Origin of the sequence: Modestobacter marinus, assembly GCF_019799945.1 — a bacterium.
GTDB lineage: Bacteria > Actinomycetota > Actinomycetes > Mycobacteriales > Geodermatophilaceae > Modestobacter > Modestobacter marinus_B.
Genome location: NZ_JABGCH010000006.1, coordinates 86,626 through 110,431, shown reverse-complemented (window position 1 = coordinate 110,431; position 23,806 = coordinate 86,626). Strand labels below are relative to the sequence as shown.

General features: G+C 74.5%; 20 protein-coding genes. 2 read left to right on the top strand and 18 right to left on the bottom strand.

The features are described from left to right. Positions 1 to 31: 31 nt before the first annotated feature. From gatB to gatC, 4 genes are all read right to left on the bottom strand, one after another. Positions 32 to 1,543: an Asp-tRNA(Asn)/Glu-tRNA(Gln) amidotransferase subunit GatB gene (gene gatB, locus HK417_RS08095; RefSeq protein ID WP_222265193.1), complete on the bottom strand. Its 1,512-nt coding sequence runs from the start codon at positions 1,541 to 1,543 to the stop codon at positions 32 to 34. Further along, on the bottom strand, positions 1,540 to 1,731 hold the full coding sequence (locus HK417_RS08090; protein ID WP_222265192.1) for a hypothetical protein: 192 nt from the start codon (positions 1,729 to 1,731) through the stop codon (positions 1,540 to 1,542). The genes gatB and HK417_RS08090 overlap by 4 nt, the downstream gene beginning before the upstream one ends. Next, positions 1,728 to 3,257: an Asp-tRNA(Asn)/Glu-tRNA(Gln) amidotransferase subunit GatA gene (gatA, locus tag HK417_RS08085; protein WP_222265190.1), complete on the bottom strand. Its 1,530-nt coding sequence runs from the start codon at positions 3,255 to 3,257 to the stop codon at positions 1,728 to 1,730. The genes HK417_RS08090 and gatA overlap by 4 nt, the downstream gene beginning before the upstream one ends. Positions 3,258 to 3,336: 79 nt before the next feature. Next, on the bottom strand, positions 3,337 to 3,636 hold the full coding sequence (gatC, locus tag HK417_RS08080) for an Asp-tRNA(Asn)/Glu-tRNA(Gln) amidotransferase subunit GatC (protein ID WP_222265187.1): 300 nt from the start codon (positions 3,634 to 3,636) through the stop codon (positions 3,337 to 3,339). Positions 3,637 to 3,829: 193 nt separating this feature from the next. Between gatC and HK417_RS08075 the strand changes: the two genes are divergently transcribed. After that, positions 3,830 to 4,489, top strand: a complete 660-nt coding sequence (locus HK417_RS08075) for an ACT domain-containing protein (protein WP_222265185.1) — start codon at positions 3,830 to 3,832, stop codon at positions 4,487 to 4,489. Between the two features lie 41 nt (positions 4,490 to 4,530). On the opposite strand, the gene ligA is transcribed toward HK417_RS08075, so the two are convergent. Then, positions 4,531 to 6,705: an NAD-dependent DNA ligase LigA gene (gene ligA / locus HK417_RS08070; protein ID WP_222265183.1), complete on the bottom strand. Its 2,175-nt coding sequence runs from the start codon at positions 6,703 to 6,705 to the stop codon at positions 4,531 to 4,533. Between the two features lie 91 nt (positions 6,706 to 6,796). Continuing rightward, on the bottom strand, positions 6,797 to 8,011 hold the full coding sequence (locus HK417_RS08065) for an HNH endonuclease (protein ID WP_222265181.1): 1,215 nt from the start codon (positions 8,009 to 8,011) through the stop codon (positions 6,797 to 6,799). 109 nt (positions 8,012 to 8,120) lie between these two features. Here HK417_RS08065 and HK417_RS08060 point away from each other — a divergent pair, with 109 nt between their 5' ends. Beyond that, a complete protein-coding gene (locus HK417_RS08060; RefSeq protein WP_222265179.1) occupies positions 8,121 to 8,591 on the top strand; it encodes a hypothetical protein in 471 nt (156 codons plus the stop codon). Here HK417_RS08060 and HK417_RS08055 read toward each other — a convergent pair whose 3' ends face one another. The 12 genes from HK417_RS08055 to HK417_RS08000 form a co-directional block, all read right to left on the bottom strand. Then, on the bottom strand, positions 8,592 to 9,644 hold the full coding sequence (locus tag HK417_RS08055) for a methionine synthase (protein WP_222265177.1): 1,053 nt from the start codon (positions 9,642 to 9,644) through the stop codon (positions 8,592 to 8,594). 38 nt (positions 9,645 to 9,682) lie between these two features. Beyond that, on the bottom strand, positions 9,683 to 11,518 hold the full coding sequence (locus tag HK417_RS08050) for a bifunctional metallophosphatase/5'-nucleotidase (RefSeq protein ID WP_222265175.1): 1,836 nt from the start codon (positions 11,516 to 11,518) through the stop codon (positions 9,683 to 9,685). Positions 11,519 to 11,652: 134 nt separating this feature from the next. Beyond that, positions 11,653 to 12,750, bottom strand: a complete 1,098-nt coding sequence (gene mnmA / locus HK417_RS08045; RefSeq protein WP_222265173.1) for a tRNA 2-thiouridine(34) synthase MnmA — start codon at positions 12,748 to 12,750, stop codon at positions 11,653 to 11,655. 82 nt (positions 12,751 to 12,832) lie between these two features. Continuing rightward, complete coding sequence (locus HK417_RS08040; protein ID WP_222265171.1) at positions 12,833 to 14,023, bottom strand: cysteine desulfurase family protein; 1,191 nt, start codon at positions 14,021 to 14,023, stop codon at positions 12,833 to 12,835. Next, positions 14,020 to 15,399 carry an MFS transporter gene (locus HK417_RS08035; protein WP_308123443.1) on the bottom strand — a complete coding sequence of 460 codons (1,380 nt, stop codon included), beginning with the start codon at positions 15,397 to 15,399 and terminating at the stop codon, positions 14,020 to 14,022. The genes HK417_RS08040 and HK417_RS08035 overlap by 4 nt, the downstream gene beginning before the upstream one ends. Positions 15,400 to 15,560: 161 nt before the next feature. Further along, entirely contained in the window at positions 15,561 to 16,526 is a 966-nt protein-coding gene (locus HK417_RS08030; RefSeq protein ID WP_222265170.1) for an electron transfer flavoprotein subunit alpha/FixB family protein, read from the bottom strand. Positions 16,527 to 16,564: 38 nt separating this feature from the next. After that, positions 16,565 to 17,344, bottom strand: a complete 780-nt coding sequence (locus HK417_RS08025; protein ID WP_222265168.1) for an electron transfer flavoprotein subunit beta/FixA family protein — start codon at positions 17,342 to 17,344, stop codon at positions 16,565 to 16,567. Between the two features lie 117 nt (positions 17,345 to 17,461). Next, entirely contained in the window at positions 17,462 to 18,559 is a 1,098-nt protein-coding gene (locus HK417_RS08020; RefSeq protein ID WP_222265166.1) for a PLP-dependent cysteine synthase family protein, read from the bottom strand. Then, positions 18,556 to 19,389: an enoyl-CoA hydratase/isomerase family protein gene (locus HK417_RS08015; protein ID WP_308123442.1), complete on the bottom strand. Its 834-nt coding sequence runs from the start codon at positions 19,387 to 19,389 to the stop codon at positions 18,556 to 18,558. Before HK417_RS08015 ends, HK417_RS08020 begins: the two co-directional genes overlap by 4 nt. A gap of 123 nt (positions 19,390 to 19,512) precedes the next feature. Further along, positions 19,513 to 21,069, bottom strand: coding sequence for an NAD(P)/FAD-dependent oxidoreductase (locus HK417_RS08010; protein ID WP_308123441.1), 1,557 nt, complete (start codon positions 21,067 to 21,069; stop codon positions 19,513 to 19,515). Between the two features lie 123 nt (positions 21,070 to 21,192). Then, positions 21,193 to 22,884, bottom strand: coding sequence for a hypothetical protein (locus HK417_RS08005; protein ID WP_222265164.1), 1,692 nt, complete (start codon positions 22,882 to 22,884; stop codon positions 21,193 to 21,195). A gap of 15 nt (positions 22,885 to 22,899) precedes the next feature. Further along, positions 22,900 to 23,700, bottom strand: coding sequence for an ABC transporter ATP-binding protein (locus HK417_RS08000; RefSeq protein ID WP_222265162.1), 801 nt, complete (start codon positions 23,698 to 23,700; stop codon positions 22,900 to 22,902). Positions 23,701 to 23,806 lie beyond the last annotated feature (106 nt).

The window sequence follows — 23,806 nt, the reverse complement described above, 5'->3', positions numbered from 1 at the left end:
AGCCCGGGAGGCTAGGCGCTGCCGCGCCGGATCAGGAAACGACTATCCGCTCCTCGAGCATCCGCTTGACCGTCGCGGCGTCGGCCTTGCCGCGCGTGGTCTTCATGACCGCGCCCACCAGCGCGCCGAGCGCCTGGACCTTGCCGGCCTGCACCTTGGCGACGACGTCCGGGGCGCCCGCGATCGCGGCGTCGACCGCGGCGACGAGCTCGTCGGACTCCCCCATGACCGCCAGGCCGCGGGCCTCGACCACCTGGGCCGGGCCACCCTCGCCGGCCAGCACGCCGTCGAGGGCCTGCCGGGCCAGCTTGTCGTTGATCGTGCCCTCGGCGACCAGCCGGGTCAGCTCCGCGACCTGCGCCGGGGTCACCGCCAGCCCGGTGAGGTCCACGCCGGCGTCGTTGGCCCGCCGGGCCAGCTCGCCGAGCCACCACTTGCGGGCCTCGGCCGGGCTCGCGCCCGCGGCGACCGTCTCCTCCACCAGGCCAAGCGCCCCGGCGTTGACCAGCCAGGTCATCTCGGTGGCCGGCAGCCCCCACTCCTGCTGCAGCCGCGCGCGGCGCGCGGCCGGCAGCTCGGGCAGGTCCACGCGGAGCTTCTCCACCCACTCGGCGTCCGGGGCGATCGGCACCAGGTCCGGCTCGGGGAAGTACCGGTAGTCGGTGGCCTCCTCCTTGCTGCGCCCGGGAGAGGTGGAGCCGGTCTCCTCGTGGAAGTGCCGGGTCTCCTGCAGCACGCGCCCACCGTCGTCCAGGACGGCGGCCTGGCGGCGCATCTCGAAGCGGACGGCGCGCTCCACCGACCGCAGCGAGTTCACGTTCTTGGTCTCGGTGCGGGTGCCCCACTCGAGGCTGCCGACCGGCGCCAGCGAGGTGTTCACGTCGCAGCGCAGGCTGCCCTGCTCCATGCGCACGTCGGAGACGCCGAGCGCCTGGACGATGTCCCGCAGCTCGGCGACGTAGGCCCGGGCGACCTCCGGTGCCCTGGCTCCCACGCCGGGGACCGGGCGGGTGACGATCTCGACCAGCGGGATGCCGGCCCGGTTGAAGTCGACCAGCGAGTGGTCGGCGCCGTGGATGCGGCCGGTGGCGCCACCGACGTGCAGGTTCTTACCGGTGTCCTCCTCGAGGTGCACCCGCTCGATCTCCACGCGGTAGGTTTCACCGTCGACCTCGACGTCCAGGTGCCCGGCGGTGCACAGCGGCTCGTCGTACTGGCTGGTCTGGAAGCCCTTGGGGATGTCCGGGTAGAAGTAGTTCTTCCGGGCGAAGCGGCACCAGCTGGCGATCCGGCAGCCCAGCGCGAGCCCGATCCGGATGGTGGCCTCGATCGCCGCGGCGTTGGCCACCGGCAGCGAGCCGGGCATGCCCAGGCAGACCGGGCAGGTCTGGGTGTTCGGCTCGGCGCCGAAGGTGGTGGGGCAGCCGCAGAACATCTTCGACGCGGTGCCCAGCTCGACGTGCGTCTCCAGCCCGATGACCGGTTCGTAGCGGGCGACGACGTCGTCGAACTCGACCAGGCGGTCGCCTGTCGTTGTGGTCACTTGCGCTCCCCGGACGAGGACGAGCTGGGCGGTGCCGTGCGGAACACGAGAACGGCTGCCGTGCCGGTGAGCACGCCCAGGATGACGAAGATGGCGAAGACGGACCGGCCGGTGGTGGCCCAGCCGACGATGCCCACGACGATCACGAACAGGGTCAGCGCCCACGCGGCCTTGAGCGCACCGCTCATGCCCGCACCCCCGCCGCGCTGGGCAGCTCGTCGAGCAGCCGGTGGCCGCGGGCCGCGTCCTGGACGGCCTCGAGCGCGGCGGCGACCCGGTAGCAGCGGTCGTCGGCGAGGGCGGGGGCCATGATCTGCAGACCGACGGGGAGCCCGTCGGACAGGCCGCTGGGCACCGAGATCGCCGGCAGCCCGGCCAGGCTGGCCGGCAGGGTGCACAGGTCTGCGGCGTACATCGCCAGCGGGTCGTCGACCCGGGCGCCGAGCGGGAACGCGACGCTGGGGGTGGTCGGGCTGACCAGCACGTCCACCCCGTCGAAGGCGGCGGTGAAGTCCCGGGTGATCAGCGTCCGCACCTTCTGCGCCTGGCCGTAGTAGGCCTCGTAGTAGCCGCTGGACAGCGCGTAGGTGCCCAGGATGATGCGGCGCTTGACCTCGGGACCGAAGCCCTGCTCCCGGGTGAGCGCCATGACCTCGTCGAGGTCGTGGCTGCCGTCGTCGCCGACCCGCAGGCCGAAGCGCATCCCCTCGTAGCGGGCCAGGTTGCTCGACGCCTCGCTGGGGGCGATGAGGTAGTAGGCCGGCAGCGCCAGGTCGAAGGACGGGCACGACACCTCGACGACGTCGGCGCCGAGCGCCGCGAGCCGCTCGATCGCCTCGCGGGTGCGGGCGAGCACGCCGGGCTCGTAGCCGTCGGTGTGCCCCTCCCCGCCCAGTTCGCGGACGACGCCGACCTTGACCCCGCGCAGGTCGCCCTCGGCACCGGTCCGGGCGACCGCGGCCAGCGGCGCCACCGGGGCGTCGATGCTGGTGGAGTCGCGCGGGTCGTACCCGGCGATCACCTCGTGCATCAGCGCCGCGTCCAGCACGGTGCGGGCCATCGGGCCGGCCTGGTCGAGGCTGGAGGAGAAGGCGATGAGGCCGTAGCGGGACACCGCCCCGTAGGTCGGCTTGTGGCCCACCAGCCCGGTCACCGCGGCCGGCTGCCGGATGGAGCCACCCGTGTCGGTGCCGATCGCCCACGGTGCCAGGTGCCCGGCGACGGCCGCGCTGGACCCGCCGGACGAGCCGCCCGGGATCCGGGAGGGGTCCCACGGGTTGCGGGTGACCTGGTAGGCCGAGTTCTCGGTGGAGGACCCCATCGCGAACTCGTCCATGTTGGTCTTGCCGAGCAGGACGGTGCCGGCGTCGGCCAGGCGGGAGGCGATGGTGGCGCTGTAGGGCGGACGCCAGCCCTCGAGGATCTTCGAGCCGCTCGTCGTCGGCACGCCCTCGGTGACCACGAGGTCCTTGAGCGCGACCGGGACGCCGGCCAGCGGGCCGAGCTCGGCGCCGGCGCTGCGGGCCTGGTCGACGGCGGCCGCCGAGGCCAGCGCAGCGTCCGGGTCGACGTGCAGGTAGGAGCCGAGCCCGCCGTCCTCGGCCGCGATGCGGTCGAGGTGGGCACGGGTCACGTCGACGGCGCTGACGTCCCCGGCGGTGAGCAGCCGGGAGAGCTCGGCGACGTCCTTGGTGGTGAGCTGCACGTCGCTCATCGCTCGACTCCGCACTCGTTCCGCTCCTCGGTCGCTGGCGCTCCCTGCGATGCTCGCTCGCGCGTCGTCATCGCCGTGCTCACTCCTCCTCACCCAGGATGCGCGGCACCCGGAACCGGCCGTCCTCCGCGGCCGGCGCGCCGGCCAGCACGGCGTCGCGGGACAGGCACGGGGTGACCTCGTCGGGCCGGGTGACGTTGGTGAGCGGGACGGCGTGCGACATCGGCGGGACGTCGGCGACCGCGGCCTCGCCCACCCGCGCGACGGCGGAGAGCACCTGATCGAGCTGCCCGGCGAACCGGTCGAGCTCCTCGTCGGTCACGGCCAGCCGGGCCAGGCGGGCGAGATGCGCCACGTCCTCCCGGGAGATGCTGCTCATGCTGCGGTTGGACCCCACTTCGGCCGCCGGGGAGACCCGGCTTCGACTCGCTACACGACCCGCCCACTGTACGTGGGGCGGATGTGCGGCCCGATCGCGAGCCGGACTTGGACGGGAGGCGCCTGATGCGAGAGGCTGCCCCTGCCCGCGATCGACGGCGATCGGCCCGCATACGCACGGCACCGGAGGTTCCGTGTCCCATCTCTTGCGGCTGGTCGTCCCCGACCGCCCCGGCATCCTGGGTGCCGTCGCGACCGCGCTCGGCGCGGCCGGCATCGACATCGTGGGTGTGGACGTGCTCGAGCGCGGCAACGGCGTCGCGGTCGACGACATCGTCGTCGACCTGCCACCGGACCGGGTCGTCGACAGCCTGATCACCGCCGCGACCACGGTCCCCGGCGTGCAGGTGGAGTCGCTGCGGCCGTTCGCCGGGCCGCTGGACACCCACCGGGAGCTGGACCTGCTGGAGGCGCTGGCCCCGGCGGGCGAGGTGATGCCGAAGGTGCTCGCCGCCGAGCTGCCGCGGGTCTTCCACAGCGGGTGGGCCGTGGTGGTCAGCGGCAGCGGCGAGCAGCCCGAGGTGGTGGCGGCGTCGGAGGCGGCGCCGTCCCTGGACGGTGTGGCGTTGCCGTGGCTGCCGCTGCGCGGCCCGCTGCTGCTGCCGAGCGACGCCGACTGGGTGCCGCAGCGGTGGCAGGAGCTGGCCGTGGAGATGATGGCCGCCCCGCTGGACGCCGAGTCCGCGGTGCTGGCGGGCCGCACCGGCGGGCCGGCCTTCCGCCGGTCGGAGCTGCTGCGGCTGACGCACCTCGCGGGCATCGCCGCCACGGTCGCCCGGCTGCCCCCGATCTGAAGCGGTACCCCTGCCCTGCACGGGGGGCGGGTTCGGGGTCGTCAGGACTCGGCGGGGCCGCTGCCGTCGCCGATCGTGGCGACCTCGCGGGCGGCGTCCGGTCCCTGCTCCAGCAGCACGGCGAACCCGTCGTCGTCCAGGATCGGGGCCTTCACCTGGACCGCCTTGTCGTACTTGCTGCCCGGATCGGCGCCGACGACCACGAAACCGGTCTTCTTCGACACCGAGCCGGTGACCTTGCCGCCGCGCTCCTGGATGGCGGCGATGGCCTGGTCGCGGCTGAGGTCGCGCAGCGACCCGGTGACCACCACGGTGACTCCGGTCAGCGGGCCGGGCGTGGCGTCGGACTCCGCGTCGGCCATGCGCACGCCGGCCCGCCGCCACTTCTCCACCACCTCGCGGTGCCAGTCGACGGCGAACCAGTCCCGGACTGCGGTCGCGATCGTCGGCCCGACTCCCTCCGCGGCGGCCAGCTCCTCCTCGCTCGCGGCCATGAGCCGGTCGATGGAGCGGAACTCGCGGGCCAGCGCCTGGGCGGCCGTGGGCCCGACGTGGCGGATGGACAGTGCCACGAGGACCCGCCACAGCGGCACGTCCTTGCGGGTCTGCAGATTGGCCAGGAGCTTCAGACCGTTCGCCGAGAGGGTGCCGTCCTTCTTGGTGAAGAAATCGGTCTGCTCGAGCCTCTCCTCGTCGAGGAAGAAGATGTCGCCCTCGTCCTGGAGGAGGTGGGACTGCAGGAGCGCGATGGCGGCCTCGTAGCCGAGCACCTCGATGTCGAAGGCGCCGCGGCCGGCGACGTGGAAGACGCGCTCCCGGAGCTGGGCGGGGCAGGACCGGGCATTGGGACAGCGGATGTCGGCGTCGCCCTCCTTCTCCGGGCGCAGTTCGGTGCCGCACTCGGGGCAGTGGGTGGGCATCACGAACTCGCGCTCGGAGCCGTCGCGGGCGGCGACGACCGGACCGAGCACCTCGGGGATGACGTCGCCGGCCTTGCGGATCACGACGGTGTCGCCGATGAGCACGCCCTTGCGCTTGACCTCACTGGCGTTGTGCAGGGTGGCGAGCTGGACGGTGGAACCGGCGACCTTGACCGGCTCCATGAAGGCGAACGGGGTGACCCGGCCGGTGCGCCCGACGTTGACCCGGATGTCGTGGAGCTTGGTCGTGGCCTCCTCGGGCGGGTACTTGAAGGCGATCGCCCAGCGCGGTGCGCGGCTGGTGGAGCCGAGCCGCCGCTGGAGCGCGACCTGGTCGATCTTGACGACGACGCCGTCGATCTCGTGCTCGACGGAGTGCCGCTGCTCGCGGTAGCGCTCGATGAAGGCCCACACGGCCTCCAGGTCGGGGACCACCTCGTAGCGGGTGCTGACTGGCAGGCCCAAGGCGGCCAGCCGCTCGTAGGCCGTGGACTGCCGGTCGGCCTCGAAGCCCCGCCGGGCGCCCAGGCCGTGCACGACCAGCCGCAGCGGCCTGGTGGCGGTGATCTTGGCGTCCTTCTGGCGCAGTGACCCGGCGGCTGCGTTGCGCGGGTTGGCGAAGGGGGCCTTGCCGGCCTCGACCTGGCCGGCGTTGACCTCGGCGAAGGCGGCGACCGGGAAGTAGACCTCGCCGCGGACCTCGAGCAGCTCGGGGACGTCCTCCCCGGCGAGCTGCTGGGGGACGTCGGCCATGGTGCGGACGTTCGCCGTGACGTCCTCGCCGGTGATGCCGTCGCCGCGGGTGGCCGCGCGGATCAGCCGGCCGCGCTCGTAGACCAGGTCGATGGCCAGGCCGTCGACCTTCAGCTCGCAGAGGTAGCCGCCGCCGGCGGCACCGTCCCGCTCGATGCGGGCGGCCCAGGCGGAGAGCTCGTCGGAGCTGAAGGCGTTGTCCAGGCTCTGCATCCGCTCCAGGTGCTGGACGGGCGCGAAGGTGGCGCCGAAGCCACCGTTGACCTTCTGGCTGGGCGAGTCGGGGGTGACGAGAGCGGGATGGGCGGCCTCGATGACCTTGAGCTCGCCCATCAGCTCGTCGTACTGGCCGTCGCTGACCAGCGGCGCGTCCTGCACGTAGTACGCGAAGGCGTACCGGTCGAGCTCCTCGGAGAGGTCGCGGTGCCGGGTGCGCGCGTCGTCGGGGACCTCGGTCAGGTCCTCCCGGTCGACCGCGGACTCCACCACGGGCTGGTCGGGGCCGTCGACGGCCTCCTGCTCCACCTCTGCCTCGGTGCTCACGACCAAGACCGTATCCGCCTGGTCCGACGGGAAACGGAGCACTGATCCGCCGTCACCCGCCCGTGTGGTGGGGCTGCACAGCAGGCCACCCCTACAGCCTCGGGTGGATGAGGATCTCGGTGCCGTCGGGGCGGTAGGTGCGCCATCGGCTGCCCGGTGGCGCGGCGTCGTCGCGGTCGACCCGGAACCCGTGATGGACCTTCGTATGGTGCCGCTCGCACAGCAGAGCGGAGTTCTCCAACGAGGTCTCGCCGCCGTTGATCCACTCCAGCAGATGATGGACGTCGCACCAGTGTGTGGGGGCGCCGCAGCCGGCGAACACGCAGTGCCGGTCCCGCCGCTCCACCGCCCGGCGGATGTGCGGCGGCACGATGCGCTGCTCCCGGCCGACGTCCAGCGGCAGCCCGCCGGGGCCCATCACCATCCGGGAGATGATCCCGTCGCAGGCCAGCCAGCGGGCGCGGGCAGCGGAGATCCGCGCCCCGAACCCGGTCTGCGCGGCGGCCGGGCCGGTGCTGGTGGTGTCGGTGAGGTCCTCGTCGTCGATGGTGACGATCACGTGCGGCTTCACCCGACGCAGGAACGGCAGATCACCCTGCGCGAGGGCGTTGTCGGCCAACTGCACCAGGGCGTCGGCCTGCTGCTGAGCGCGGGTGCGGGTGTCCCCCTTCGGGCGGGCGGCCTGCACGATCGACTCCAGCGCGGCCTGTACCTTCTCCCCGCCCACGGCGTCCAGGTCGAACCGGCCGGTGATGCTGCCATCGGCGTGCTGGGCGATGGTCAGCCGCCGGCCCTCGGTGGGGTCCGGCTCGGTCCCGTCGGGGTCCAGCGCGTCCAGGTAGCGGTGCACCGCCTCCCCCAGCCGCAGATGCGGCTGGGTGGCGGCCACCGAGGTCAGAGCCTCATCGACCTGGCCGAGATCGATCTCCTGGGCAGCGGCGGCGGCCAGCGCGCCAGCATCCGCGACGGGTGCCACCACGTTCACCTGGTCGGCGGTGATGGTCCCGGCGGCGAAGGCCTCGGCGAGGGCGGGAAGGTGTTCCAGCGCCCACCCCGAGCGCACCAGCCGCCCAGCAGCGGCCGGGGACAGTCGGGCGTGTCCGCGCAGCCAGGCGGGCATCGTTTTCAGCCCGTCGAACTCCGCCGCACCGGCCTTCTCACACTCCCGCACCGTCCGGGTCACCTCGGCGGCGATCCGGTTCTGCACCTGCAAGAGGTCCTTGAGCCGGACCAGCAGCGGCGGCCCGAACAGGCCCGACAGGTCCTCGGCCGCGAGGGCGTCCAGGGCCGACTGCAACTCGCCCACGACACCTCCCGCCGGCTTCGAACATGTGTACGAAGTCTATCGGTCCCGAGTCGAGGCCGCAGCGCGAATCCCCAGCTCAGGAGCGGTTTCCACATTCCGCGGAGGACCAGTGACAGCGGCGATCGGGCCCACTGAGCGGACGACGCCGCACGGCGATCCGCTGGCGTCCATCGGCCCGCCGTGCCAGCGTGCCCGGGTGCACGTACAGCTCGCCAGCGCCCTGGCGCCCGTCTTCGCCGACGTCACGGCCACCGGCGCTCCGGTCCCCCGGGTGGTCGACGACGGCTGGTCGGCCGACCCCGGCTCCGCGACCGCGATGCTGTGGAGCGGCGACGGCAGCCACGGCGCCGGCGTCTCAGTCCCGCTCGACCGGCCCCGGCCGGAGCAGGTCTGCCACGTGGCCGCCATGGCGCAGGACTGGGTGATCGACGAGCTGTGCGGCACCACGGCCACCAACTGGCCGCGGTGCCCGCACCACCCGACCACGCACCCGCTGCAGGCCGTCGTCCGGGACGGCGCCGCCCGGTGGAGCTGCCCGCGCGACGGCACGCCGGTCGCCGTCGTCGGCACCCTGCGCTGACTACTCCGGCAGCAGGTACTTCGCCGCCTCGCGGACGTGGGTCATCGCCGTCCGGGCGTAGCCGGAGCTCGCCCCGGCCAGGCCGCAGGACGGCGTGAGCGTCACCGCGGTGTACAGCTCGTCCATCGGGAACCCCAGCTCCCGCCACCAGCCCTGCACCCGGCTGGCCGTGGCCTTCGGCTGCGGCAGCCGGGTGTCGGTGCCGGGCACCACGCCGACGAGCAGGTGGGTGCCCGCCTCCACCGCCGTCCCGAGGGCGTCGAGGTCCTGCACCAGCCCCAAATCGAAGGAGACCGCCGCGGCACCGGCGGCCCGGAACAGGTCCAGGGGCGCGCGGGAGGCGCAGCAGTGCACGACCACCGGCCGGGCGATCCGGTCCACGAGGTGGCCGAGCTCCTCCTCCACGACGGTGGCCTCGACCGCGGCCAGCTTCCCGAACCCGCTGGCCGTGGGCAGCGCCCCCTGCAGGACGGCGGGCAGCGACGGCTCGTCGAGCTGGACCACGACCTCCGCCCCCGGCACCCGCGCGGAGACGGCGGCCACGTGGGCCGTGATCCCCTCGGCCAGGGACTGCGCGAGGTCCCGTCGCGCGCCCGGGTCGACGACGGCCCGGTCGCCGCGGGTCCGCTCCAGCCCGGCCGCCAGCGTCCACGGCCCGGCCACCTGCACCTTGAACGGCCCGGCGTACCGCTCGGCCACCTCGTAGAGGGCGTCGAGGTCGCGGGCCAAAGTCGCGTGCGCCCGGCGCAGGTCGGCGCCCGGCCGCGGGACCAGCCGCCATCCGGCCGGGGTGAGGTCGACGGCGAGGTCAACCAGCAGCGCGGCGCTGCGCCCGATCAGGTCGGCGCCCGGCCCCCGCCCCGGCAACTCGGGGAGGTGCGGGAAGTCCGGCAGCTCCCCGGTCACCAGCCGCACGGCCTCCACCGGGTCGTCCCCGGGCAGCGACCCGACCCCGGAGGCCGGCCCCCACCGCGTGGGCGCCGGCCCGTGGTCGGCCGGCGCGTCGGCGCCGGGGCTGCTGTTCTCGTCCGGGGAGTCTGTCGGCGAGGCCACGACCCGACCGTAACCCGGCCTCCCGACGTCCCGGGTCGTCAGCAGCTCGGTGTGGTCACCGGGATCGCGTGGTCCCCGTTCGGCGGGTCGATCGTGCGGCCCTGCAGGTAGGCGACCGCCGTGTCGACGTCCGGCGGCCCGGTCACCTGCTCGGTGCCGGTGGTGAACGCCGTGAAGCTGTCCCCGCCCGCGGCCAGGAACGAGTTGGCCGCGACCCGGTAGCTGCCCTCCGCGGTGACCGGCTGCTCGCCGATGCTGATCGAGCAGTCGAAGACCCGGTCGCCCTCGGCCCGCGCGCGGTCGTACTCGTAGCGGAAGCCGCCGGACGTCGACAGCACCAGGTCGGTCGTGTTGTCCGCGCCGCGGAACTGCTGCTCGAGCACGTCGTCGATGGCCGCGCCGGTCAGCACCAGCGTGTTGACCGTGTTGCTGAACGGCTGGACGTCGAACAGCTCCCGGAAGGTGACCTCGCCGGCGGCGATGTCGGTGCGCAGCCCGCCGGGGTTCATGAAGGCGACGACGGGGGCGCCGAGCTCGGGCTGCGCCTGCGCACCGGCCAGCTGCGCGTCGGCGACGAACGTCCCGAGCACCGACTCGTCGTTGCGGACGACCGTCTCGCCGCTGCGGGCCCGCAGCAGGTCCCCGGTGACGGTCCCGACGACGACGTTGCCGGTCTCGTCGGCCCGGCCGTTCCAGTACTCGACGACCGAGGCGACGTCCGCGTCCGCCGTCGTCCGGGTGACCGGGACGTTGGCCGCCTGGTAGGTGGCCGCCCGGTCCACGTCGCCGGTCTCCGGGTCGACCGTCAGCCGGATGTCGGTGACCAGCCGGCCGTAGTACCCGGCCTGCGTGACCAGCCGCTGCTGACCGTCCGGGTCCGGCAGCCGGCAGTTGTACGCCTGGTGCGTGTGCGCGCTGATGATCAGGTCCACCGCGGGGCTGGTGCGCGCGTTGATGTCCAGGACCGGCCCGCTGAGCCCCTCGCAGCCGTCGAAGGCGATCGGCATCGCGTTGCCGACGGTGCCGCCCTCGTGGATGAGCACGCCGATCGCCTCGACGCCCATCTCCTGCAGCTCGGGCACCCAGGTGTTCACCGCGTCCGCCTCGTCGATGAACGTGACGTCGGCGATCCCGGTGGGCGACACGATGCTCGGCGTCGTCTCGGTGACCACCCCGATCAGCGCGACCTGCACGTCGCCGGGGGTGTCGAAGACCTGGTACGGCGGCAGAATCGGCTCGCCGGTCTCGGTGGCGACGACGTTGGCCGCCAGGTACGGGAAGTCCGCGCCCTCGAACTCGTGGCCGTCGGTGCCGAAGCAGCCGTCCACGCCGACCGTCACGCCGTCGCAGGCCTCGACGTCGTCGGTGTACGTGCCGTCGGTGGCGGCGGAGATGCGGCGCAGCTCCTCGGTGCCGCGGTCGAACTCGTGGTTGCCGACCGAGGAGACGTCCAGCCCCATCGCGTTGAGGACCTCGATGGTCGGCTCGTCCTTGTAGACGCTGGACTCGAACGGCGAGGCGCTGACCAGGTCACCGGCGCCGACGAACAGCGACGCACCGGTGTCCTCGCTGTCGGCCAGGAACGACTCCTGCAGCGCGGCGACGGTGGCCGCGACGTGGGCGGAGCCGCCGACCTCGGTGACGACGTCGTCGTTCGTGCCGGTCGCCGGGTTGGTGCCGTAGACGCCGTCCGGGCCGGGCGAGGTCAGCAGCTGGCTGTCACTGCCCGTCGTGGGGCTGACCCGCCCGTGGAAGTCGTTCATCGCCAGCAGCTGGACCGGGACGCCCGGGTCCTGCGCCGCGGCGGGGGTGGGCACGGTGACGACCGTGGCTGCGGCCAGGGTCACGGCGACGGTCAGGCGCGTTCGGCGCAAGAGTCCTCCAGGACGCAGGCCGGGCTGCGCGGGCGCACCTCGGCGACAACGGCCCGGCCGCTCGGGCCGGGCTCACCAGCCGTGCGGAGGCCGGCCCGGCTGACGCTAATCCCGTGGCAGGAGGCCTGCCAACCTCAGCGGACGACGGCCGCCGACCGTTCACCGGCGCGCAGCACCGGGCCCTGCCCGAGCACCTGGTCGCCACGCTCGACGTCGGGGGCGTAGAGGACGGCGGACTGCCCCGGCGCCACCCCCCGCTGCGGCTCGGCGAGCGCGATCCGCAGCCCGCCGTCCGCGCTGCCGGTGACCCGGCAGGCGACCGCCGCCCCGTGTGCCCGCAGCTGGACCTGGGCTGTGAACGGCAGCTCCGGCTCCGGACCGGTCCAGGTGGGCCGGCCGGTCAGCACCTCGTCGACGGCGGCCTGCTCGGCGGTGCCGACGGTCACCGTCCGGGTGACCGGCTCGATCCCGAGCACGTAGCGCGGCCGCTGGTCGCCGGTGCTGACGCCCAGCCCGCGCCGCTGCCCGACGGTGAAGCCGTACGCGCCGGCGTGCGTGCCGACCGTCTCCCCGGTCGCCACGTCGACCACCGGCCCGGGCTGCTCGCCCAGCCGCCGGGTCAGCCAGCCGCGGGTGTCGCCGTCGGAGATGAAGCAGATGTCGTGCGAGTCCGGCTTGGTGGCCACCGCGAACCCGCGCTCGGCGGCGATCGCGCGCACCCGGTCCTTGGTCATCGAGCCGAGCGGGAACAGCGCGCCGGCCAGCTGCCCGGCGGTGAGCACGCCGAGCACGTAGGATTGGTCCTTGGCCGCGTCCACCGACCGGCGCAGCTCGCCGTCGGCGAGCCGGGCGTGGTGCCCGGTGACGACGGCGTCGAAGCCCAGCGCCCGGGCGCGGTCCAGCACCGCGGCGAACTTGATCCGCTCGTTGCAGCGCAGGCAGGGGTTGGGCGTCCGGCCGGCCGCGTACTCGGCGACGAAGTCCTCGACGACGTCCTCCCGGAACCGCTCGGCGAGGTCCCAGACGTAGAACGGGATGCCCAGCTCGTCGGCGACCCGCCGCGCGTCGTGCGCGTCCTCGACGCTGCAGCAGCCGCGGGCGCCGCTGCGCAGCGTCTGACGGTCCGGGGACAGCGCGAGGTGGACGCCGGTCACCTCGTGCCCCTCCTCGACGGCGAGCGCGGCGGCGACAGCGGAGTCCACTCCCCCGCTCATCGCGGCGATGACCCTCACCGCCACACCACTTCCGCTCGGCTCCGCGCTCGCTCCGCTCCTCGCTCGCTGGCGCTCGCTGCGATGCTCACTCGCTGTCGCCTCACCGCGTCGTGGTCCCCGCCCGGCGGGCCCGCTCGACGACGGGGGCAATGACCTCGAGCACCGCGTCCACGTCGGCGTCGGTGGACGTGTGGCCGAAGCTGAAGCGCAGCGAGCTGCGCGCGCGGGCCGGCGGGGCGCCCGCGGCGAGCAGCACGTGGCTGGGCCGGGCCACCCCGGCGCTGCAGGCCGAGCCGGTCGAGCACTCGATGCCCCGCGCGTCCAGGAGCATGAGCAGCAGGTCCCCCTCGGCGCCCGGGAACGACAGGTGCGCGTTGCCCGGAAGCCGGCCCGGGCCACCGGCGACGACGTCGTCCAGCGCCGGCCCGTTGAGCTGGGCGTCCGGCACCCGCTCCAGGACGCCGGCGATCAGCCGGTCCCGCAGCGCGGCGATCCGGGCTGCGCGCTCCGCGCGGTCGGCCACCGCGGCCTGCGCGGCCACCGCGAGCCCCACGATCGCGGCCACGTCGAGGGTGCCCGAGCGGACGTCCCGCTCCTGGCCGCCGCCGTGCAGCAGCGGCGTGCACTCGGCGTCCCGGCGCAGCAGCAGCGCCCCGGCACCCATCGGACCGCCGAGCTTGTGCCCGGTCATGGTCAGCGCGTCGACGCCGCTCGCGGCGAAGTCGACCGGCAGCTGGCCGATCGCCTGGACCGCGTCGGTGTGCAGCGGCACGCCGACCGCGTGCGCCACCTCGGCCAGCGCGGCCAGGTCGCTGACCGCCCCGATCTCGTTGTTGGCCCACATGACGCTGGCGACGGCGACGTCGCGGCCGTCGCCGAGCGAGTCGGCGAGGGACTCGGGGGTGATCCGCCCGGTCTCCCCGACCCGCAGCCAGGTGACCTCGGCGCCGTCGTGCTTCTCCAGCCACTCCACGCTGTCGAGCACGGCGTGGTGCTCGGCCGGGCTGGCCACCACACGGCGACGGCGGTCCTCGGCACCCCGGCGGGCCCAGTACAGGCCCTTCACCGCGAGGTTGTCGCCCTCGGTGCCCCCACCGGTGAAGAGCACCTCCGACGGCCGGGCCCCCAGGGCGGCGGCGAGCCCCTCGCGGGACTGCTCGGCCACCCGCCGGGCCTCGCGGCCGCTGGCGTGCAGCGAGGACGCGTTGCCCACGCGCGCGAGCTGCTCGGTCATCGCCGCGAGGGCGGCGGGCAGCATCGGCGTGGTCGCCGCATGGTCGAGATAGGTCATGACGACGCAAGCGTAGGCGTCGCGGCCGACGGTCCGCCGAGCGCCGCTGCCCGCCCGGCGACCCCGACCCCGGCCAGCGCGAGCACGGTGAAGACGACGATCGACCCGAGCACCGCCGTCGACAGGGACAGCGAGCCCGCGGTGGCCGCCGCGACCAGCACGCCGGCCGCCCCGATGCACAGCGCGGAGGCGGTGACGTCGGCGATCTGCAGGGCCGCGGAGTCCGCGCCGCGGCGGTGCTCCGGCGACTGCGCGAGCAGCAGCACCCCGACGCTGGGCATGCCCAGGCCCATGCCGAGGCCGGCGACCGCCCAGGTGAGGTAGGCGGGCCAGCCGCCGAGCGCGGGCAGCGCCGCGAGGGAGGTCGCCGCGAGTCCCACCGCGAGCAGCACGAACCCGATCCGCAGCAGCCGCTCGCGGGGCAGGTCCGGCAGCCGGCCCTGCACCTGGGACGCCGTGGCCCAGCCGAGGGCGCCGGCGGTGAGCGGCACCCCGGCGGCCGTGGCGCTGAAGCCGTGCACCTCGGTGAGGGTCAGCGGCAGGAGGGCGTCCATGCCGAAGAAGGCGCCGGCCAGCAGGCCGCGCGAGGCGACGACGGCCGGCATCCCACGGGCGGCCCGCACCGTGCCCGCCGGCAGGAGCGGGCGCAGGCCCGCGACGAGCGCGGCGATCCCGGCCGCGGCGACCGCGATCGCCACCAGGTCCCGCCGCTGGCCCGCGTACTGCAGCGCGGCGATGCCGGCCCCGGCCAGCACGGCCCACCACCACCCGGCCCGTTCCCCGCCCGTCCCCTCCGGCCGGGGCAGGGCACGGACCGCGGGCAGCACGAGGGCGAGACCGAGGACGATCAGCGGGAGCAGTCCGAGGAAGACGACCCGCCAGCTCGCGTGCGTGGTGAGCAGGCCCGCGACGACCGGGCCGACGAGGGCGGGCAGCACCCACGCGGTGGAGATCGCCCCGAACAGCCGGGGGCGCAGCGCGGGCGTGTAGGCCTGGCCGGCCATCACGTAGAGCAGGACGACGATCACGCCGGCGCCCAGCCCCTGCACGGCCCGGCCGACGACGAACACCGCCATGTCCGCGGCGACCCCGGCGGTGAGCAGCCCGGCGGCGAAGGCCCCGACGCCCCACGGCAGGGCCACCCGCACGCCGCGGCGGTCGCCCACCCCGCCGCCGACCACCATGCCGACCACCGAGGCGACCAGGAACGCGCTGAACGGCCACGCGTACCAGGCCAGGCCGTCGAGCTCGGCCACCGCCGTCGGCATCGCCGTCCCCACGGCCATCGACTCGAAGGCGATGAAGGTGACGAGCATCAGCAGGCCGGCCGTCGTGCGCCGGTGGGCGCGGTCGAAGACGGACGAGCTCCCGGTCACCTCCGGGCCAACCGTCGCGACCGGCCGGGCCTTCCCGGCCCCGGGACGAGCGTCGAGCGCCGACCCGGGGGGTGGTCGGCGCTCGACGGTCTCGGGAGTGGCCTCGGTGCAGGGTCCGGCGCCGAGCGTCAGCGAGGCGTGGAGGGCACCGAGGTCCGTTCTCAGCCCTTGCGGGCGGCGATCTGCTGGGTGGCCGCGGGGACGATGGTGTTCAGGTCGCCGACCACGCCGAAGTCGGCGAGCTCGAAGATCGGCGCCTCCGGGTCCTTGTTGACCGCGACGATCGTCTTCGACGTCTGCATCCCGGCCCGGTGCTGGATCGCCCCGGAGATGCCGACCGCGATGTACAGCTGCGGGGACACCGTCTTGCCGGTCTGCCCGACCTGGAACGTGTGCGGGTAGAAGCCGGAGTCGACCGCGGCCCGGGAGGCGCCGACGGCAGCGCCGAGCGAGTCGGCCAGCGCCTCGATGAGCGAGAAGTTCTCCGCGCTGGCCACGCCGCGGCCGCCGGAGACGACGACCGCGGCCTCGGTCAGCTCCGGCCGGCTGCTCTTCGCCTCCACGACCCGGTCCACGACGCGGGTCTGCCGCGCCCGCTCCGAGAGGGTGACCTGGACCGGCACCTGGCTGGCCGCCGCCGGCGCGGGCACCGGGGTGACCGAGTTGCCGCGCAGCGTGTAGATCGGCGTCCCGACCGTCACCCGGGAGTGGACGATCGTCTGCCCGGCGAAGGCCACCTGGGTGGCGGTGCCGTCGGGGGCGATCTCGGTGACGTCGGTCAGGAACCCGCTGCCGGTCTTGATCGCCAGCCGGCCGGCGATCTCCTTGCCCTCCGGAGAGGAGGGGACGACGACCGCGGCCGGGGCGACCGCGCCGACCAGCTGCGCCAGCACCTCGGCCTTCGGCGCCACCAGGAAATCGTCGGCCTCCGCGGACTCGGCGACGTAGACCTTCCCGGCGCCGTACTCCGCCAGCGCGTCCTGCACGCTCGCGGCGGTGCCGGGAGCGCCGACGACGACCGCGGAGGGCTCACCGAGGGCGCGGGCGGCGGTCAGCGCCTCCAGCGTCGTCTTGCGGACACCCTCGCCGGCCGGGTCGAGCTCGACCAGGACCAGAACCTCTGCCATGGGTTGGGTACTCCTCTTCGTAGTCGCTGGTGGCCGGCTCAGACGAGCTTCTGCTCGGCGAGGAAGCCGACCAGCTTCTCGGCGCCGTCGCCCTCGTCGCTGACCTTCACCCCCGCCCCCTTGGGCGGGCGGCCGGCGAAGTCGACGACCCGGCTGGTGGCCGTGGCCAGGCCGACGGTGGCGGAGTCGATGCCCAGGTCGGCCAGGGTCAGGGTCTGCACCGGCTTCTTCTTGGCGGCCATGATCCCCTTGAAGGAGGGGTAGCGCGGCTCGTTGATCGTGTCCCAGGTGGACACGATCGCCGGCAGCTGCGCCTCCAGCAGCCAGTAGCCGCCGTCGGTCTGCCGCTCCACCCGCGCCGTGGAGCCCTCGACGGTGAGCTTGCGGGCGCCGGACAGGTGCGGAATGCCCAGCCGCTCGGACAGCAGCGCCGGCATGACCGAGACCTGGCCGTCGGTGGACTCCGCGCCGCACAGCACCAGGTCGTAGTCCAGCCGCGACAGGGCGGCGGCGATGATCGCGCTGGTCTGCGGAGCGCACGCGCCGTGGATCGCCGGATCGCTGACGTGCACCGCCCGGTCGGCACCCATCGACAGCGCCTTGCGGATCGCGTCGGTGGCCGTGTCCGGGCCGACGGTCAGGATCGTGACCTCACCGCCGTGCGCCTCCTTGACCGTCAGCGCCTCCTCGATGGCGTACTCGTCCATCTCGTTGATCACGTTGTCGGCGGTGGCCCGGACCACCGTGTTGTCCGCCGGATCCAGCGCGCGCTGGCCGCCGGAGTCGGGAACCTGCTTGACCAGAACGACGATGTCCATCGTCAGACCAACCTCCGCGGTGGTTCTCGGGGCGCGGGCGGGGCCCGCCTCGCTGCCGATCATCGAGGTTACTTGCCGGTAACCCATCCTGCGCAGGGTGGGGTGAGGTGACGCCGGTCACGCACCGGCCGGCCACTCCCCCGTCGCGGCGAAACGCCCCAGCGTCGCGGCGTGCGGCGCCAGGTCCAGCCCCTGCGCGGCCACCCAGTCGTCGGCGTAGTACGTGTGCGCGTACCGCTCGCCCCCGTCGCACAGCAGGGTCACGACGCTGCCGGTGCGCCCGGCCGCCAGCATCTCGGCGACCAGCCCGAACGCACCCCACAGGTTGGTGCCGGTCGAGCCGCCGGCCCGCCGGCCGGTCACGCGCTCCAGGTGCCGCATCGCGGCGAGGGACGCCGCATCGGGCACGCAGACCATCCGGTCGACGATCGTCGGCACGAACGAGGGCTCCACCCGCGGTCGGCCGATCCCCTCGATCCGCGATCCGCGCCCCTGGGTGCCCGGGTCGCCGTCCCGCCACCCGGGGAAGAACGCCGACCCCTCCGGGTCGACGACGGCCAGCCGGGTGGGCAGCCGGCGGTAGCGCAGGTACCGGCCGATGGTCGCGCTGGTGCCGCCGGTCCCGGCACCGACGACGACCCACTCCGGGACCGGGTGCCGCTCGCGCGCCAGCTGGTCGAACACCGACTCGGCGATGTTGTTGTTGCCGCGCCAGTCGGTGGCCCGCTCGGCGTTGGTGAACTGGTCCAGGTAGAGCCCGCCGCAGTCGGCGGCGATCCGCCGGGCCTCGTCGTAGACGGTGCCGGCCTCGGCGACGAGGTGGCAGCGGCCGCCGTGGAACTCGATGAGCGCGATCTTCTCCGGGCTCGTCGTGGCCGGCATGACCGCGACGAAGGGCAGACCGAGCATCCGGGCGAAGTACGCCTCGCTGACCGCCGTCGACCCGCTCGACGCCTCGACGACCGTGCTGCCCTCCCCCAGCTGCCCCGAGCAGAGCGCGTACAGGAACAGCGACCGGGCCAGGCGGTGCTTGAGGCTGCCGGTCGGGTGGGTCGACTCGTCCTTCAGGTAGAGGTCGATGCCCCACTCCGGGGGCAGCGGGTACACCAGCAGGTGGGTGTCGGCGCTGCGGTGCGCGTCGGCCTCCACCAGCGCGACCGCCCGCTCGACCCAGGCCCGCCCGGCCGGGTCGGACCGGTCGACGTCGGCGCTCACCGGCCGGTGAAGGTGGCCCTGCCCGGGCCGTTCTCCAGGAACGAGCGCATCCCGGTCTTCTGGTCCTCGGTGTCGAACAGCTCCGCGAACAGCCGGCTCTCCAGCGCCAGGCCACTGGCCAGGTCGCCGTCCAGGCCCTCGTCGATCGCCTGCTTGGCGGCCGCGAGCGCCCGCGGCGGGCCGCTGGCGAACTTGCGGGCCATCGCCACCGCCGTCGCGTACACCTCGTCGTCGGGGACGACGGCGTCGGCCAGGCCCATCTCCATGGCCTCCTCCGCGCTCACGTGCCGGCCGGTGAAGATCAGGTCCTTGGCCTTCGCGGGGCCGACGAGCCGGGCCAGCCGCTGGGTGCCACCCGCGCCGGGGATGACGCCGAGCTGGATCTCCGGCTGGCCGACCTTCGCGTTCGTGCCCATGATCCGGAAGTCCGCGCACAGCGCCAGCTCGTACCCGCCGCCCAGGGCGTAGCCGGTGATCGCCGCGATGACCGGCTTGGGGATGCGGGCCACCTCGGCGAAGGAGCTGGTCAGCTCCCGTCCCCAGGCCACCATGCCGGTCCGGGTCAGCCCGGCCATCGCCTTGATGTCCGCACCGGCGGCGAAGACCCGCTCCCCGCCGTAGAGCACCACGGCCCGCACGTCTGCCCGCTCCCCGGCCTCCTGCGCGGCGCCCCGCACCTCCCAGTGGAGCTGCTCGTTGATGGCGTTCATCTTCGGCCGGTCGAGCCGGATCGTGCCGACCCCCTCCCCGACCTCGAGGGTGACGAACTCGCGCGCTGCCATGAGGGCCTCCGGAGGTGGGAACGGCTGGACGACGTCGTCCTCCCGCACCCTAGGACCGCCCGGTCAGGGGGGTGACGCGGACCCGGGGCCTCAGGCGGTGCCGACGGCCGGACTCCACGCGCCGGTCCGCTCCTCCCTCGCAGAGCTCGGTCGATGCTCCCGGCGCTGTCGTCAGGCGGCGCGTACCGGCCTGGGTCCGCGCGAGCGCACCGGGGCGGAGCGCCCCGTCCCGGCGGCGGCCCGGGTGCCGGCCGGCACCGCCGCCCAGCCCTCCCCGGCCGGGGCGCCCCCGGACTCGTGGTAGTCCTCCTCCACGTTGACCGACCACACGTCGTGGCCGGCGTCGTCCAGGATGTTCTCGACGGTCAGCATCGCGGTGACCATCGAGTGGTCGGCGTTGTTGTAGCGGTGCATGCCGTTGCGCCCGACCGGGTGCACGTTGGGGACCTCCGCGGCGAGCCAGGCCCGGATCACCTCGACCTGCCGGTCGTAGCCCTCGTCGTAGACCGGGTAGGCCTTGGGCATGCGGACGGCGAAGCCGCGCTCCACCGCCGCGGTCGGGACCAGGCCGAGCTGGTCCAGCTCCCGGGTGGCCAGCGCCACCAGGTCCTCGTCGCGGGACTCCCACAGGTCGTCACCCTCGTCGACGAAGTACTCCAGCCCCAGGCAGGTCCACCCGTCCTTGACCATGTACGGCGACCAGCTGCCGAAGTTCTGGATCCGGCCGACCCGGACCTCCGGCTGGTGCACGTAGATCCAGTTGTCGGGGAAGCCGCACTCCTCGGGCACCACCAGGGCGACGGTGAGGAAGTCGCGGTGGCTGAGGGCCCGGGCGGCCGCCTGCACGTGCTCGGGGGCCGGCGGGTCCATCGCCAGCACGAGCTCGGGCAGCGGCATGGAGCTGACGACGTCGTCGGCCGGGAGCACGTCCCGGGTGCTCGGCCCGGCGGGCCGCGCCGTCCGCACCTCGACCGCGGTCACCCCGTCCTCGTCGCGGAGCAGCCTGATCACCCGAGCGCCGAGCAGCACCGCGCCGCCCGCGCCGCGCACCTGCTCGGTGGCCCGCTCCCACATGAGCCCGGGACCGGTCCGGGGGTACTGGAACCGGTCGATCAGCGTGGTGACCTCGGTCTGGCCCCGCTGCGGGAACAGCGCGTTGCGGATCGCCGTCCCGAGCGAGAGGTTCTTGATCCGCTGCGCGGCCCAGTCCGCCTGGATGTCGGTGGCCGGCATCCCCCACACCTTCTCGGTGTAGGTCTTGAAGAAGATCCGGTACAGGCGGTCGCCGAAGCGGGCGGAGACCCAGCCCTCGAAGTGGGACTGGTCCCGCGGCGGGCGGATCCGGGCCTTGACGTAGGAGGCGACGCTCCGGACCGCCTCCACCACCCCCAGGTTGGTCAGCGCGTTGAGCGGCCGCAGCGGGTAGTCGAAGAGCTTGCCGGCGTAGAGGATCCGGGACATCCGGGGCCGGGACAGGAAGTCCTCGTCGGGCAGCACCTCGTGCCACCAGCGCTCGACCGCGGGCACCTTGGTGAAGAAGCGGTGCCCGCCGATGTCGAACCGCCAGCCCTCCCGCTCGACGGTCCGACTGATCCCGCCGACCACGGTGTCCGCCTCCAGCACGGTCGCCGGGACGCCGCGGCGGGTGAGCTCGTGGGCGGCGGTCAGGCCGGCCGGGCCGGCGCCGATCACGACGACCTCGGGATGGGGTCCAGGGCGAGTGGGCACGGAGCCTCCGATGACGTGTCCGCCGGCCCGCCGTCCCGCGGGCCGGTCGGCGGTGGGAGCCGCGCAGCGCTGCGGACGGCGTCCGATCTGTTCCTGATCATGCAAGTCCACGACCGCCCCCGTTCAGCCGGACGGCCGGTCCGTGGACTCCCACAGCGCGACGGTCCCGGCCTGCGAGGAGGTCGGCACCGGGCGGTAGCCCGAGCGCAGGTCCGCCATCAGCGCGACCACGTCCGGGTCCGCGCGCACCGACGCCGACGCGTCCTCCCAGTCCACGAGCAGGACGTAGTCGAGTTCGCCGGACACCGCCGGCAGGTCCACCGAGGGCGGTACGTCCTCCAGCCCGGCCAGCTCGGGATCGAGCCGGCTGCGCAGGGAGGGCTCCACGAACCTTACCTGGAAGTAGGGGAAGACGGCCTCGTAGTGGCCGACGTCGACCCCGCGGGCGCGCACCGCCAGCCCACTGGAGACGTGCCGCAACGGGTCCGGCCCGGACTCCAGCGGAGCCACCTGCGCGCGGTAGGGGGTGAACCACAGCACCGCCAGGGTCGCCCCCGGCGGCAGGTCGTCGGCGACCGACAGGACGTCGGCGGCGACCCGCTGGTCGTGCAGCTGGGTGGGCAGCCGCACGAGGACCGCCGCGGTCGCGGCGACGACCAGCGCCCCGGCGACCGCCACGCGGGCGGCCGCCCGCACCGGAGGGCGCGTGGCGCAGAACAGCACCAGCAGCAGCGGCGGGAACCAGGCCAGCCGGTCGGGCAGGAAGCCGTACTCCCGGCCCAGCCGGGTCGGGGACAGCAGGAACCCCGCCGTCGCGGCGAGGGTGCCCAGGCCGAGCACCCACCGGTCCGCGCGGGCTCCGGCGGCCTCCGCCCGGGGCCGGTCGGCCGGGGTCGCGCGCGGCCACAGCGCACCGGCCAGCAGGACGGCGAGGACGACGGCGACCCCGATCGAGGCGCCGAGCTCGAGCCGGCTGCCGACCACCAGCGGCCGGTACAACGACAGCAGCCACCCCAGCCGCTCCAGCGAGGGCTCGCCCACGGGGGCGCCCCGCGGGCCGTCCCCGCTGCTCACGTAGAGCGCGCTGAGCGCCACCGTGGGGGCCAGCGCCAGCACCGGTCCGAGCAGGTGCCGCCGCAGGGCGGCGGGCCAGTCCTCCCCCGCCCACCGGGCCGCTGCCGACCGGCCCAGCCCGAGCCCCAGGACCAGGCCTGCCGCCACCGCCCACGGCATCAGGTGCGAGAACCAGGCGAGCACCGACAGCCCGGCCAGCGCGACGGCTGAGCCGCGGGACCAGCCGGCCCGGCGGCGCAGCGCCAGGCCGACGACGAACAGCGCCAGGGCCACGCCCCAGCAGAAGTTGTAGAAGCCGTAGGCGACCAGCTCGCTCCCCGCCAGGGGCAGCGCCGCGACCGCCAGCCACCCCGCCGGGCGGTCCACGCCGCGCAGCGCGTACCCGAGGCCGGCCACCAGCAGCACGACGAACCCGCCGACCACCACTTTCTCGGCCACGACCGGCGAGAGCACGGTGAGCAGCACGCGGAGCAGCAGCGTGGTGAGCATGTTGGGGACCGGGGTCAGGTCGACTGCGTAGTGCCGGCGCAGCAGCTCCCCGACGGCGTCGTCGTCCCCGTGGTGGGCCAGCACCCAGGCCCCGGCGACGTGCGCCGGACCGTCCTGGGTGAGCACGACCGGCAGCAGCAGGACCGGCGCGAGCTGCACGGCCAGCCCGACCGCGAGCAGGACGGGGAGCAGCCGGGCCCGGCGCAGCCACCGGCCCGGCGGGGCCTCGACCGGAGGCGCCGCCCCGGTCACCGGGTCCAGGGGCGGTCAGGCCGCACGGCGGGCGCTGTACCGGCCGCGGTCGCGCTGGACGTCCAGCGGGAGCGCGAAGGTCTCCGACAGCAGCGGGGCGGTGAGCACCTCACGGACCGGACCCGCGGCCACGACCGCGCCCCCGCGCAGCAGCAGCGCGTGGGTGTAGCCGGGCGGGATCTCCTCCACGTGGTGGGTGACCAGCACCTGAGCCGGGGCGTAGCCGTCGCTTGCCAGGTCCGACAGCCGGGTGACCAGGTCCTCCCGACCGCCGAGGTCGAGCCCCGCGCCCGGCTCGTCGAGCAGCAGCAGCTCGGGGTCGGTCATCAGCGAGCGGGCGATCTGCGTGCGCTTGCGCTCTCCCTCGCTCAGCGTCCCGAAGGTCCGGTGCGCCATCGGCGCGACACCCCACTGCTGCATGAGCATCGCCGCGCGGGTCAGGTCGTGGACGTCGTAGCGCTCCCGCCAGCGGCCGACGACGGCGTACCCGGCGCTGACGACCACGTCACCGACCCGCTCGCTCGGGTTGATCCGCTGGGCCAGGGCGGAGCTGGTGAGCCCGATCCGCGGCCGCAGCTCGAAGACGTCGACCGCGCCGAGGGTCTCGCCCAGCACCGTGACCACGCCCCGGGTGGGGTGCATCTGGGCGGCGGCGAGCTGCAGCAGCGTCGTCTTGCCCGCCCCGTTGGGCCCCAGCAGGACCCACCGCTCGTCGGCCCGGACCGTCCAGTCGACGGCGCGCAGCAGGTGCGACTGGCCGCGGACGACGTCCACACCCCGGATCTCGACGACCGGCTCGTTATCCACGGCCGCCATCCAACCAACCCACCGGGCGTCATGCCGAATGGGCCGGGGACGTGTCGGGCACGATGCAGGGCATGAGAGTGCTCACGAGCGCACCACCGGGCACCCCACTCGCCGG